This window comes from Leptolyngbya sp. KIOST-1 (assembly GCF_000763385.1).
GTDB lineage: Bacteria > Cyanobacteriota > Cyanobacteriia > Phormidesmidales > Phormidesmidaceae > Nodosilinea.
Genome location: NZ_JQFA01000004.1, coordinates 1,472,406 through 1,485,249, shown reverse-complemented (window position 1 = coordinate 1,485,249; position 12,844 = coordinate 1,472,406). Strand labels below are relative to the sequence as shown.

Sequence of the window (12,844 nt, the reverse complement as noted above, 5' to 3'; positions counted from 1 at the left end):
AGCTGTAACCCCTGGTTTTTAGCGTTACCGGCAATCTCAAAGGAGAACGCCCAAAACCAAAAAAGGCAGGGGATATTTATCCTCTGCCGTAAAACATCTTGCTTAAGTTGTGAACTGGTGGTCTACCAGCGGGAAAATTCCCGGTTGCCGCCATCTCTGCCGCCGCCGAAGTTGCCGCGGGGGCCACCGCCACCGGGACGCTTTTCCTTAGGACGAGCCTTGTTAACCCGTAGCTCACGACCCATCCACTCAGCGCCATCGAGGGCCTCAATAGCGGCGTCTTCGTCGGCTTCTTTCTCCATTTCAACGAAGGCAAAGCCACGAGGACGACCCGTTTCACGATCGGTAGGGACCGTTACTCGGCTGACGGCTCCGTACTCGGAGAAGACTTCGGTGATGTCTCCTTCCGTAGCATTGTAGGCAAGATTTCCTACATAAATCGACATGGCACAACTCCAAAATTGACATGTAATGTAGACAAGTTCGATTCGGAGTGGTACACACCGATTACCCGAAAACTGAGATCAGACTGTGATTAACCAGCCTACCGAAAGCAAAACATGTTACCCGCTTACTTTAGCATAAGCTTTCTGAAGATTAATGCTTCTGTAACACTGTGTCAGCGGCGCTTACAGCCCCTGAGGCGGGGGGGTTCCATAAGTTTTGTAACGGCTGGCGATTGGCTATTTACTGGCCGCGATCAGCGCCTGCCGTAAAACGAAACTTCGACATCGGCGCACCAGCCTGCCGCTAGATTTTCGTACAAAAATACGCGCTCCACCCGGTAGTACACCCCATCCCTAAAAACACAGTCGCCAATCCGCGGAATGATCGGGTAAGTGGCAAACCAAAGGGCGTCTTTGAAGGGTGCCTTGGGGTTGCTGCTGCTGGCGGCCAGGTAAAACACCTGCACCTTGAACCCCCGGCCAGAACTGGCCGGGGTAGAAAGGGAATTGTCGCTGGGTTTGCTGCTGCTCTTGCCGGTTGTTTTTTTGGTGGCCACGGGGTTGGCGGTTTGTAGGGGGTACAAATGCTAGAACGGGCTCATGCCCCCGTAGTTTACCAAGACTGGGCGACGGGTCGGGTCGAGATGCTGCGCTGTGGGAGGCAGGGCCATAGGGATGAGGAATTGATGACACACCTCATCCCCCACCGGGTCTAGCTGTTGCCGCGGCGCTTGAGGGCGGCCACCATTTGCTGGCGCACGGCACTGGCCCACTGGTCAAACTCGATCTCGGGCCGATCGCCTTTGTTCAAAGCTGCGCCGCGCCCCTGGGTGTTCCTGTCCTGAGCCATGGTGTGTCCTCTAAAGCCGTTTATAGTTTTTATTGCTTTCCTATTATTATTCCCTGAGGCGATCGCCCAAAGCTATGCCTCCAGGTAGGGATCTCATTACTTTTGGTGGGGAGAAGCCCCCACGCTGCCCCCCGTTGACTGGGCCTGGGGCTGCCGCGAGGGAGAGTATTACAAGCCGTGGCTCACTGCCTGATAAACACCCAATAGGGGGCAGAATGGCTCTATACAAACCCCACTGCTGCTCGACCTATGCGCCCAATTCGCACCTTTAACGTGACTCCAGCTTTGCCCCAACGGCTGGAGGCGCTCCGCACCCTGGCCTACAATCTCCACTGGGACTGGGATGTGGAGATGGTAGACCTGTTTCGGCGGCTGGACGCCGACCTGTGGGAGTCGAGCCGCTACAACCCGGTGTTGATGCTGGGCACCATTAGCCAGGCGCGGCTCAACGAAATTGCCGAAGACGAGGGGTTTTTGGCCCAGATGGACCGGGCGGCCCAGCGGCTGGAGGACTACCTGCGCGATCGCGCCTGGTACAGAAAGCACCGCAAAGCCCCCGTCGCTGGTGAGTGCTACGCCTACTTTTCGATGGAGTTTGGCCTCACCACCTGCATGCCGGTGTACTCCGGCGGGCTGGGGGTGCTGGCTGGGGACCACCTCAAGTCGGCCAGCGATTTGGGGCTGCCCCTGGTGGCGGTGGGCCTGCTCTACCAGGAGGGCTACTTTGCCCAGTACCTGAACGCCGACGGCTGGCAGCAGGAGCGCTACCCAATTAACGACTTCTACAATATGCCGCTGCACCTGGAGCGCGACGCCGCCGGTCAGGAACTCAGGATTGAGGTGGAGTATCCGGGTCGCGTAGTGTATGCCCGGGTGTGGCGGGTGCAGGTGGGCACGGTGCCCCTGTACCTGCTCGACACCAATATTGCCCCCAACAACCAGTACGACCAGGACATCTGCGATCGCCTCTACGGCGGCGACATCGACATGCGCATTCACCAGGAGATCATGCTGGGGATTGGCGGCATTCGCATGCTCAAAGCCCTGGGGCTGACCCCCACCGCCTACCACATGAACGAGGGCCACTCGGCCTTTATGGCCCTGGAGCGGATGCGCGCCTTTATGGAGGACGACGGGCTGAGCTTTGCCGAGGCCCTGCAGGTAGCCCAGGCCAGCCAGATGTTTACCACCCACACCCCGGTGCCCGCCGGGATCGATCTGTTTCCGCCGGAGAAGGTGCTGCACTACCTGGGCCACTACCGCGATCGCTTTGGCCTCGGCGATGCCGAATTTTTGGCCCTGGGCCGCACCAATACCGGCGACTTTGCGGCGCCGTTTAGCATGGCGGTGCTGGCGATTAAGACGGCGACCTTTATCAACGGGGTGAGCCAGCTCCACGCGGCGGTATCGCGAGATATGTTTGGCGACCTGTGGACCGGGCTGCCCCAGAGCGAGGTGCCGATTACCGCCATTACCAACGGCGTGCACGCCCGCAGCTGCGTGGCCCGCTCCACCCAGGCCCTCTACGATCGCTACCTCGGCCCCAACTGGGCTGAGGCCAGCCCCGGCGCAGCGCTGTGGGAACGGGTGTTTGCCATTCCCGACGATGAGCTGTGGCGCAACCACGAACTCTGCCGATCGCACCTGGTGGTGACGGTGCGCGATCGCCTCACCCGCAGCATGCAGGACCGGGGGGCCCTGGTGCGCGAACTCACCGAGGCCCAGGAGTGCCTCGACCCCTTTGTGCTCACCATTGGCTTTGCCCGCCGCTTTGCCACCTACAAGCGGGCAACCCTCTTCCTGCACGACCTCGATCGCGTCCGCCAGATTATCAGTGGCAACGGCACAGGTCGGCGGGTGCAGTTTGTGATTGCCGGGAAGGCCCACCCCAAGGACATTCCTGGCAAAGAGCTGATTCGCAGCATTGTGCACTTCACCCGCGACCAGGGCCTCAGCCGCTCGATTGTGTTTGTGCCCAACTACGACATTCACCTGTCGCGGGACATGGTGGCGGGCTGCGACGTGTGGCTCAACAACCCCCGCCGCCCCCGCGAGGCCAGCGGCACCAGCGGCATGAAAGCGGCCATGAACGGGCTGCCCAACCTCAGCGTGCTCGACGGCTGGTGGGATGAGGCCGACTACATTCGCACCGGCTGGCCCATCGGCCATGGCGAAGACTACGACGACCCCGAGTACCAGGACGACGTGGAGGCCAACGCCCTCTACGACATCCTGGAGAAGGAGGTGGTGCCCCTGTTCTACGAGCGCGACCAGGACGAAATTCCCCGCGGCTGGGTGGCCAAAATGAAGCAGGCGATCTACCTCAACACGCCCCAGTTCAACACCGCTCGCATGGTCAAAGACTACGCCAGCCGGGGGTACTTCGCCGCCAGCGATCGCGCCCGCACCCTGGCCACCGACCACTACGGCCCCGGCAAAGAGCTCACCGCCTGGCAGGCCCGCATCACCGAACAGTGGTACGAGGTCCGCTTTGAAGAGGTGGCCATTTCTGACACCACCGATTTGCAGGTGAACCAACCCTTCAAGGTGACGGCGGCCCTTCGCCTGGGGGCCCTCACCCCCGACGATGTGCAGGTTGAGCTCTACCAGGGCACCGTCGCCATTGACGGCGAAATTCACGCCGGGCTGGCGGTGCCCATGGTTTACCAGGGCCAGGATGAGGGGGGCAGAAGCATTTACGCGCTGGAGATGCAGTACACCGCCAGCGGGTTGCAGGGACTGTCGCTGCGGATTTTGCCCCGGCACACCTATCTCAACAGCCCCTACGACCCCAAGCTGGTGCTCTGGGCCGACCCCGACTCGGTGCAGATTCGATCGGGGGTGGTAGCTTCTGCCGCCACCCTGGTGTAGAAACAGGTTTGGGGACGGGAGAGTGCTATGGCTTCAGTTCAGGTTTCGTCGAATGGGTCACGCTTTGGCCAGGACATTGCCCTGCGCCAGTTTCGACTGGTGGCCGACGAGCCCCCCCACCTCGGCGGCGACGATCGCGGGCCAACCCCGACCGAGCTGCTGTTGGCCAGTCTGGGCAGCTGCAAGGCAATCACCCTGCGGATGTATGCCGAGCGCAAGGGCTGGGCGATCGATCGCATTGACGTTGCGGTAGAGCTGCAGAGCGGGGCATCGCAGCCGGTGATTGTGGCCCACCTCACCCTGGAGGGCGACCTCACCGCCGACCAGCGCGATCGCCTGCGGGAGATTGGCGATCGCTGCCCCGTCCACCGCCTGCTGGCCGCCTCTGTAGCGGTGCAGACGGTGCTGGTCCCCGCCGTTCCCTACCGACTGGTCAGCTGTGGCTTTCATGACGAGCTAGAGTCGTTGGCCACCCTGCGCCGCCCCTGCGTCCTCCACTACCGCACCCCGGCTGGCACCGAGATCAGGGCCGAAGGTCAGATTATCGATCTGTTTACGGTGGATAACGCAGAGTTTTTGCGGTTGCAGGACGGCACGAAAATTCGGCTGGACTGGCTGATTTCTGCGGATGGTATGCCTGTTCGGTACGCCGAAGACTAGAAGCTATGGGCTCTGTAGGGCCTAGCCACCCACTAATCTACCTGGGGTAGGACGTTTTTAGGAAGCTAATCAACTACTTTGGATATACTTCCGTCCGGTTCTGCTATTTATTGTTTTTTATTCTGTTAATCAGCTAATTAGCTCAAAACCCTATTTCTAACGTTACCCAGTACACGTAATTGGTATCACCGGGGGTAAGAAAAACGTCGTTGGCCACTCATTCCTGCGGGAAGAGTGGCCAAATTAGACCCAAGTATCGCACTAATCTATTCCATGGCAAGCGTAGACGAGCTATCCGAACCAAAATCCTTAGGAGCCGGTCGTTCAGGGCAGGTATTTTTAATTGAGGTCAACGGTCAGCCGGTGGCGAGAAAGGTATTCTCAGGCGATACCCTGGCGGCGGCGGTTCACCTGGTATTGTTCGGTGCCGACAACCCCTACATCTGGAATGAAGACGTGCTTCAGTGTGCCTACTATCGGCGCAAAATTCTAGCCCCCCTGGTGGACTATTGGTTTGGCAAACGACTGAAAATCGCTAACGCGATCGCCGCTGAGCGCAATGTCGAACTGCGTCAGAACCAGCTGGATGCTGCGTTTATTTCGGGCCGCAGCCCCGCCCTACGCCAGCCGCTGGACTTGGAGCGCAGCCGAGAAGTCAAGGATTTGACTGAAAACATTATGAAACCGCTCCAGCAGCGGCTGGTGGAAGCGGGCTTGGATGGGCTGGTGTGGCAGGCTGGCAAGGGCAACCCGGTGGCCCTCAACAACTTTTTAATTGTCGATGGGGAGGCGGGCGATCGGACCTTCGTTTGGATTGACATGGAGTCGGGGGTACCCGCCCTTTTTCCCCTCAACGTGCTGACGTTGTTTACGTTTTACCTGCCCAAATGCGTTGAGTACCGCACCTTTCTATTTGACGATGTCAATATCAAGACCCTGTCGCGCTATGTTCAAGCTCACAGCGACGATTTGAAGCAAATGCTGGGGGAGGATTGCTATGGGGAGCTTTGGGAAAGCATCAAGGCACTGGGCCACCATCAGCGGCAGTGGCGATCGCTCAACCGGCTGAAGCGTGGGGTTTTTTCCCAGGTTCAGCAGGGCAAAATCAGTCCCAAAGCCGCCGATCGATACCTGAAGTACCCTGTGATCTGGTTCCTGCACCTCCTCAAACAGCTGATTCTCAAGGGTACTCGGAAACTGCTGCTGGATATTCCCCGCGCTATTCTGGAGAGAATCCTTCGGATTCCCTATATAAGGTTGACGGGCAACCTGTTTAAGCTAATTTTCTCGAAGCGCTACCGCACCCAAGTTGCCCAGGACTATATCACCGATCGCATAAATGCTTGGTGCGATCGCGACCAGCTGACCCCTGAGGAATGCGAAGCTCTGCTCAATCGTTTAGACCAGGAGAGCGGCACTGATTACCTTAGTGATTTTGGCGCTCACCTGGGGATGAAGGTATTTGTCAAGATCATCGAGTATGGCCTGTTTCCACTCGTCTATCTGGCGGGCTTTATCAATGAACTAACCCTGGGAATAATTATCTTGATGGGCGGAGCTTTTTCCAGAACCGTCTATACCGGCTTTCGGATCTTTCAGGCTACCGCTGAAGGCAAAGAAATTCCCTGGCTGGCCTTTTTTATTGGCATGATTCCCCTAATGATTGGCAACATTGCTTACCCCTGCCAGATGCTCTACTCTGCAAGCGGAAAAAGGGGAAAGGTAGCCGGTTTCATTGTGTACGATATCTTTACTCGAATTGGGGGATGGATACCCATTTGGGGTGGCGAAGATACGCTTACCGAGCATTACTTCAACCACAGCGCCAGCAACCTGCTGCGTTCCCTTGCCCATCTACAGCGGGCCAGTGCTTGAGTTATCAAGTTGGGTGACAGAGATCACGGATCGGCTATGCCCCTTCCCCACTCGCTGCGTTTAACCTCGCCCAATCCACCACCGTAATTTGCCCGCCCCGGCGATAGGTCACCAACGGCCGCAGCTGTTTGAACAGCCGCACACACTCTTCGTAGGTAATGCCAATGGTGCGAGCAATCTGGTAGTAGGTGAGCCGTGCATTGAGTTCCTCTCCCTCAGCTACGACCACGGTGCCCTGCTCGGCAGCCACGTGCTCCAGGTAGTGCACCAGCCGCACAATTGCCCGCTCAGAAACCAGCCCGTGTACCCGGTGGTGGAGTTCCTGGAGGCGCTGGTTGAACACTACCAGCAGGTGTACCGCCAATTCTGGCGTCTGAGCAAACCCCTGGAGGAGCGCCTGTCGTTCCAGCGCAAGCACCGTGGCGGGGGCCGCCGCCACCACCCTGGCCGGAGCGCGACCATTGCCAAATAGCGCCGGGGCGGCAAACACTTCCCCCGGCGGCAGCAGGCGCAGAATTGTCTCCTTGCCAGAGGCGGCCACCCTGGTCACCCTTAGCTGCCCCGAGACCAGCAGGTGCAGACAGGCTGGCAAGGCATCCCCTTCCTCAAATACCACCGCATCGGCGGCGTAGTCGGTCAGGCGACTGGCGGCGGCCAGGGGATCGAGCAGGGTGGGTTCCAGGGCGGCAAAGAGCGGGATTTGCTGAAGTTCAGCGACGGTTCCGGGACGGGTCATAGCCTGGGTCAAGGGTGTGGGTCACTGCCATTTTTGGGTCACTATGAGCTACCTCATAGAACTCCCTGAGCAGCTTTGTCAAACTTAAGCCATCGCACTCAGGGCAAGACCATGGTTCAAACCTCCATTCCCCTTCAAATTGCCCCAGGGCACCAGGTTTTGGCGGCGGCTGGCAAACAGGCCCTCCGCCCCGGCGGCTATGGGGCCACCGAGCAACTGCTAAGTTGGGCCAATTTGCAGCCGGGGGAAACGGTGCTGGAACTGGCCGCCAGTTTTGGCCACAGCGCGATCGCCCTGGCCCAGCGCTACGGCGTCCGGGTCGTCGGCATCGAGAAAAATCCGGACAGCGTTGCCCAGGCTCGCGCCAATGTGGCCAAAGCCGGGCTGAGTGACCAGGTCACCATCCGCGAGGGCGATATTTTCCATCTCGACCAGGTGAGCGACACCTTTGACTGTGTGCTGGCCGAAGCGATTTTGACTATGCAGTCGCCCCCTGGCAAAGCCAACGTGCTAAAGGGCATAGGCGATCGCCTCCGGCCCGGTGGCCGCTTCCTCAGCCACGAACTCATGGCTGACGGCCCCAATGCCGAGACTATCCGAAGGGACCTGACCACCGCCATTCGCGTCAACGCCCAACCCCTCTCTAGCGACGCCTGGATCGCGGCCTGCCACCAGGCGGGTCTCACCGTCCAGTGCCACGCCACCGGCCCCATGGCCCTACTCAACCCCCAGCGCATCGCCCAGGAAGAAGGCCTGGCCACCCTGCTTACCATCGGCTGGAACATGCTGACTCGCCCGGTCCTGCGCGATCGCATCCTCACCATGCGCCAGGTCTTCCATCGTCACGCCAACCACCTGGGGTATATCGTTCTCTGCGCCCAGAAGCCGCAGTAAGGGGACACGGTGCAAGGCACATGGTTTGACCTTGCACCTTAATTACCCCAAACCCAACACCTGACATTTAAGTCCCACCCACCCCTACCCCTGCCAGGAGGGGAGGCCCAGAGACCCGCCCACCCATCCACCTCAAACCCATCCCCTCCCATGCTCATCACCCCAACCAGCACCACCCTCCAACTCCACGAACACCTAGAGTTCCCCACCTCCGGCGTCCTAAATAAAGTCATTTGGAAGGACAAGACCTGTCAGTACAGCCTGTTCTGCCTGGCGGCAGGGACCGAAATCTCGGAGCACACGTCCACCCGCAACGCGACGCTACAGGTCATCTCGGGCAGCGGTACCCTCACCCTGGAGGGGCACCTCATCGCCCTGGAACCCGGCGTATTTATTGTGATGGCGGCCAATGCCCCCCATGCTCTGGAAGCCACAGCCAACCTCGCCTTTCTGCTCACCCTATCGTCAGGCGACCTGTCCTGAACGGTGGATTGCGGAGCGGCCGCATTTCTAACTATAGCGATGGCCATTGCGCTGAGGACATTGGCCTCTTCCAAAGGCAAAAACTGGGGCGGCGCAATGACGTACAGCCATCGCTTCAGGGGCATGGGTCATGTCCCAACAGTTCTGGAGATGGCTATAGGATGCCGCCTGTTGCCATCTCTCCAGGGATGACTGGGGCTACTGGATGTCTGGCCACAGGGTTTCAGCGTAGTGTCAAGACCTTACGGCAAGACCTCCCAAGCAGAAGCCTGGGAGGTCTTGTTCGGGTAGATGCAAAAGGAGTCACCTATAGCTTGCAGGGATAAAGCCTTTCATCCCTTGGTCTAACTTAACACCTGACGTTTTAGGATGCTTCCCCTGAAAGCTTTCGCCAGTTGGCATACTGCTTCTTGAGCATGGAGGGCAGGCAAATAGGCCAAAGCAAGGATGCCAAAAGAATAAACAGCCAGCTTTCTAAATCCCTGGGATTCGAATACTCAGCCAACAGGAAATTTGAGCAAAAGGCAAATACGAAACCAGCAGGAACAAAGTAGAACAACATCGCTTTGAGAGGAATAAGGGTTTTGTAGCCGGTGGTAGACCCTGTTTTCTGTGTTGATTTACATATTTCCTGAATATTTGGCCCAGCACATGGTGAGTTTTACGGAACGTTAGGCAGTCCGCAAGCTACCATTTCAGTAAATGTTCGTAACCATAGGCTCAGGGGCTACTATGACGCACAAGACGGCTGCATGATCACGGGACAATACCTTAGGGCGTGTCATCCATTGTGGTCGAAAGCCCGGTATATCCAGCGTTGCCAGGCCCGACCCAAACGACAGGCTAGGGGCTGTAACCCATGATTTTTGGACGTTTGGCAGCTAATTTATAACAGCCCCCAGGGTGGATTGGGTTGGTACCAAATGGTTTGGCGCTAAGGGCTACAGAGAGACCCTGGGTTAGAAAGACAGCGCCTCAGGGCGGCCCCTGGGGCTGTAGTGAGGGAAACCGGGGGAAGACCGGAGGCGCGATCGCTGTCCTAAGCGGCTTTGAACCTTCACTCTGAAGCGATATGGGAGCGGAGGAGTCATGTTGCTCCAGCGGGGGCGGCAGGGGGAGCAGATAGCGGGTAATGGTGAGGGGCTCAGCTGTCCCGCTGGTATGCAATGCAATAAAGTTGCGGCCATTCATGATGTATTCTTTCGTTAGTGGTTGGCTAGAGTCAGCCAAGTAAGGTTTTCAGGCTTGTCCCTTTACAGCCCAGCAACAAACTTAACCCCTTTGAGTAACGAGTCACCCCAGGGCAAGCGCCCCAAACCACTCTACGAACAGGCCTACGAAAAATTGCGAGCGGCCATCTTGTCGGGTGAGATTGTGCCGGGGCAACGGATGGTTGAGAGCAGCCTGGCGGAGCGCCTGGCGGTCAGCCGCACGCCCATTCGAGAGGCAATGCGGCAGTTGCAGCTCGAGGGGCTTTTGCAGCTCGACCAGCAGGGGGGGTTATCGGTAACTCGGTTTTCGCCGACGGACATTGCTCATCTGTACGAATGCCGCATTGCCCTGGAGCGGGTGGCGGTATCGGGGGCTTGTCGCCACGCCACGCCGCTGCAAATTAAGCGCATCGACCTGGTGCTGACCCAAATCGAGGCCGCTCTCTACGACCGGGCGCTGAAGCTAGATCGCAATCAGTTTCTCAGTTTGAACCGGCAGTTTCACCGTCAGATTGCGGAAAGCTCGGGCAATCCCTGGCTGCTGGGGCTGCTCGATCAAATTTTGGACAAGATTTTGCTGTTTCGGGTGCAGCTGCACCGCGAAGATGCCGATGTGCGGGAAATGCACGAGCAGCATCGGCAGATCTACACAGCGATCGCCCACCGGGACATTGAGCAGGCGGTGCATCTGATCAGTCGCCACCTGCTGGCCGATCAGGAGCGGGGACTGATTCGTCTTCAAGCTCTGGAACTCTCCCAGGAAGCCTGACCCTGGGACAAATTCAGGCTTGGTATACAGGCTTGGGCCTAAAAAAGTTTGGTATACCGCTGCAAAACTTTTTTGGATTGACTGTGAAGCTGCTCCCGTGGACCTGAAATCCTCTCTAGCAAAGGATTTCAGGAATACTCTACCGTCTTCGACCAAGAACTATTCCGTCAGCACAGGGATGCTTCGCGTCAAGAATCTCAAGATTCTGTATACCGTTACACGTCATAAATCTTTGTCAAACTTTAAAAATTGTTTTCGAGCACCTGATTAATAAGGGGTTTGCAGATTTGTAAGTCGGGTCAGGTCTGTCGTCCCTGTATACCGCTCCGATATTTTGCCGCTCCGCACATTGCTGTCTAGGTTCTTTGGTCGTTATGGCTTCAGGGTTTCAGGTTCCAACTCGTCCCCCAGCGGTGGGAACCCACGGTATGGTGGCCTCACCCCACCAGCTAGCCTCGGCGGCTGGGCTGCGCGTGTTGCAGATGGGCGGCAGCGCTGTGGATGCTGCGATCGCGCTCAACAGCACCCTGGGCGTGGTCTATCCCCACATGACCGGGCTGGGGGGCGACTCATTTTGGCTGATCTACGAGGCCGCCACCGGTCAGGTGCACGGCCTCAATGGCTCGGGGCGGGCGGCGGCCCAGGCCACCCTGGAGTACTACCGCGATCGCCACTATACCGAGCTGCCCAGCCGGGGTCCCCTGGCGGCGATCACGGTGCCGGGCACTGTCGATGCCTGGTGCACCGCCCACGATCGCTTTGGTCGCCTGCCCCTCGACAAAATTCTCCAGGCCGCGATCGACTACGCCGAGCAGGGCTACCCCGTCTCCACCTCCCAAGAGCTATGGACCCGGCGCAACCGCGATCTGCTCAGCCAGGATCCCTTTGCCCAGCGCTGTTTTTTGCCTCAGCAGCAGGTGCCCAATCGCGGCACAGTGCTGACCAATGGGGGGCTGGGCCAGAGCCTCCGGGCCATTGCCAGGGGCGGCAGAGAGGCGTTTTACCGGGGGGCGATCGCCGCCGAAATCACCCGTCACCTGAAGGAGCAGGGCGGCATTTTGACCGCGGCCGACTTTGCCAACCACCGCAGCGACTGGGTTGAGCCCATCGCCACCACCTACCGGGGCTATCGGGTGCTGGAAATGCCCCCCAACACCCAGGGGTTTGCGGTGCTGCAAATGCTCAACCTGCTGGAGGAGTACGACCTCCAGTCCATCGGCCACCACACCGCCGACTACTACCACCTGATGGTGGAGGTAACCAAACTGGCCTTTGCCGACCGCGATCGCTGGCTCAGCGACCCCGACTTTGTCAACATTCCGATTCAGGAGCTGATCAGCAAGGCCTACGCCGACCGGCGGCGACCCCTGATCGATATGGCCCAGGCCCGGGCCTACGGTCCCGGCATCGGCGACGGGGACACCACCTTCTGCGCCGTGGTGGACGACCAGGGCAACGCCGTCGCCACCATTCAGAGTCTGTACTTTGACTACGGCTGTGGCGTCGTGGGAGGTGAAACCGGCATTGTGCTGCAAAACCGGGGTTCGTTCTTTTCCCTCAACCCCGCCGAGGCCAACTGCCTGGCCCCAGGCAAGCGCCCCTTTCACACCCTAATTCCGGCCCTGGCCCTCAACCCCGCAGGCGACCTGGAGTGGGTGCTGGGCACTATGGGCGGCGAAGGGCAGCCCCAAACCCAGGTGGCTCTGCTGACCCGGGTGATCGACTTTGGTTTTGATCCTCAGTCGGCGATCGATTGGCCCCGCTGGTTGCAGGGGCGTACCTGGGGCGAAAGCACCAGCCGCCTTTCGCTGGAGGGGCGCATTCCTGAAGCGATTCAGGCCGAACTGGCCCGGCGCGGGCACCCGGTGGCGGCCCTGCCTGACTGGGCCGAGCAGATGGGCCACGCCCAGATGATCCACATTCCCCCCGAGACGGGGGTGCTGTGGGGTGGGGCGGACCCCAGGGGAGACGGCACTGCCCTGGGCTGGTAGCACGGGCTGGGAATCAGCGGTATACAGCGATCGCTACGCAATCGCCATCGCTGTATAC

At 59.1% G+C, this 12,844-nt stretch carries 12 protein-coding genes; 7 read left to right on the top strand and 5 right to left on the bottom strand.

What is annotated here, in order from left to right:
* Nucleotides 1–122 precede the first annotated feature (122 nt).
* From NF78_RS23690 to NF78_RS31510, 3 genes are all read right to left on the bottom strand, one after another.
* Nucleotides 123–446, bottom strand: coding sequence for an RNA recognition motif domain-containing protein (locus NF78_RS23690; protein ID WP_035992237.1), 324 nt, complete (start codon nt 444–446; stop codon nt 123–125).
* A gap of 254 nt (nt 447–700) precedes the next feature.
* Nucleotides 701–1,003 (bottom strand): hypothetical protein, encoded by a 303-nt coding sequence (locus NF78_RS23685; protein WP_035993846.1) that lies wholly within the window; start codon nt 1,001–1,003, stop codon nt 701–703.
* A 155-nt stretch (nt 1,004–1,158) separates the two neighbouring features.
* A complete protein-coding gene (locus tag NF78_RS31510; protein WP_156119940.1) occupies nt 1,159–1,296 on the bottom strand; it encodes a hypothetical protein in 138 nt (45 codons plus the stop codon).
* A gap of 249 nt (nt 1,297–1,545) precedes the next feature.
* Here NF78_RS31510 and glgP point away from each other — a divergent pair, with 249 nt between their 5' ends.
* The 3 genes from glgP (at nt 1,546) to NF78_RS23670 (ending at nt 6,702) form a co-directional block, all read left to right on the top strand.
* Nucleotides 1,546–4,167, top strand: coding sequence for an alpha-glucan family phosphorylase (gene glgP, locus NF78_RS23680; RefSeq protein WP_035992234.1), 2,622 nt, complete (start codon nt 1,546–1,548; stop codon nt 4,165–4,167).
* A gap of 27 nt (nt 4,168–4,194) precedes the next feature.
* Nucleotides 4,195–4,827, top strand: a complete 633-nt coding sequence (locus tag NF78_RS30005) for an OsmC family protein (protein WP_072016231.1) — start codon at nt 4,195–4,197, stop codon at nt 4,825–4,827.
* 273 nt (nt 4,828–5,100) lie between these two features.
* Complete coding sequence (locus tag NF78_RS23670) at nt 5,101–6,702, top strand: hypothetical protein (protein WP_035992231.1); 1,602 nt, start codon at nt 5,101–5,103, stop codon at nt 6,700–6,702.
* Between the two features lie 34 nt (nt 6,703–6,736).
* Here NF78_RS23670 and NF78_RS23665 read toward each other — a convergent pair whose 3' ends face one another.
* A complete protein-coding gene (locus NF78_RS23665) occupies nt 6,737–7,438 on the bottom strand; it encodes a Crp/Fnr family transcriptional regulator (RefSeq protein WP_035992228.1) in 702 nt (233 codons plus the stop codon).
* 111 nt (nt 7,439–7,549) lie between these two features.
* On the opposite strand from NF78_RS23665, the gene NF78_RS23660 reads away from it, so the two are divergent.
* Together NF78_RS23660 and NF78_RS23655 are read left to right on the top strand one after the other, a co-directional pair.
* Nucleotides 7,550–8,332, top strand: coding sequence for an SAM-dependent methyltransferase (locus NF78_RS23660; protein WP_035992226.1), 783 nt, complete (start codon nt 7,550–7,552; stop codon nt 8,330–8,332).
* A gap of 150 nt (nt 8,333–8,482) precedes the next feature.
* Nucleotides 8,483–8,815 carry a cupin domain-containing protein gene (locus NF78_RS23655; RefSeq protein ID WP_035992223.1) on the top strand — a complete coding sequence of 111 codons (333 nt, stop codon included), beginning with the start codon at nt 8,483–8,485 and terminating at the stop codon, nt 8,813–8,815.
* 364 nt (nt 8,816–9,179) lie between these two features.
* Here the strand turns inward: NF78_RS23655 and NF78_RS31985 are convergent, their stop codons facing one another.
* Nucleotides 9,180–9,377, bottom strand: a complete 198-nt coding sequence (locus tag NF78_RS31985; protein WP_197064949.1) for a hypothetical protein — start codon at nt 9,375–9,377, stop codon at nt 9,180–9,182.
* Between the two features lie 719 nt (nt 9,378–10,096).
* On the opposite strand from NF78_RS31985, the gene NF78_RS23650 reads away from it, so the two are divergent.
* Both NF78_RS23650 and ggt read left to right on the top strand, forming a co-directional pair.
* Nucleotides 10,097–10,795: a GntR family transcriptional regulator gene (locus NF78_RS23650; protein WP_035992220.1), complete on the top strand. Its 699-nt coding sequence runs from the start codon at nt 10,097–10,099 to the stop codon at nt 10,793–10,795.
* A gap of 374 nt (nt 10,796–11,169) precedes the next feature.
* Nucleotides 11,170–12,786 carry a gamma-glutamyltransferase gene (gene ggt, locus NF78_RS23645; RefSeq protein ID WP_035992217.1) on the top strand — a complete coding sequence of 539 codons (1,617 nt, stop codon included), beginning with the start codon at nt 11,170–11,172 and terminating at the stop codon, nt 12,784–12,786.
* Nucleotides 12,787–12,844 lie beyond the last annotated feature (58 nt).

Coding starts and splice junctions, on each gene's coding strand:
- NF78_RS23665 (WP_035992228.1), bottom strand. CDS start 7,438: ATGACCCGTCCCGGAACCGTCGCTGAACTTCAGCAAATCCCGCTCTTT.
- NF78_RS31510 (WP_156119940.1), bottom strand. CDS start 1,296: ATGGCTCAGGACAGGAACACCCAGGGGCGCGGCGCAGCTTTGAACAAA.
- NF78_RS23670 (WP_035992231.1), top strand. CDS start 5,101: ATGGCAAGCGTAGACGAGCTATCCGAACCAAAATCCTTAGGAGCCGGT.
- ggt (WP_035992217.1), top strand. CDS start 11,170: ATGGCTTCAGGGTTTCAGGTTCCAACTCGTCCCCCAGCGGTGGGAACC.
- NF78_RS23655 (WP_035992223.1), top strand. CDS start 8,483: ATGCTCATCACCCCAACCAGCACCACCCTCCAACTCCACGAACACCTA.
- NF78_RS30005 (WP_072016231.1), top strand. CDS start 4,195: ATGGCTTCAGTTCAGGTTTCGTCGAATGGGTCACGCTTTGGCCAGGAC.
- glgP (WP_035992234.1), top strand. CDS start 1,546: ATGCGCCCAATTCGCACCTTTAACGTGACTCCAGCTTTGCCCCAACGG.
- NF78_RS23660 (WP_035992226.1), top strand. CDS start 7,550: ATGGTTCAAACCTCCATTCCCCTTCAAATTGCCCCAGGGCACCAGGTT.
- NF78_RS31985 (WP_197064949.1), bottom strand. CDS start 9,377: ATGTTGTTCTACTTTGTTCCTGCTGGTTTCGTATTTGCCTTTTGCTCA.
- NF78_RS23690 (WP_035992237.1), bottom strand. CDS start 446: ATGTCGATTTATGTAGGAAATCTTGCCTACAATGCTACGGAAGGAGAC.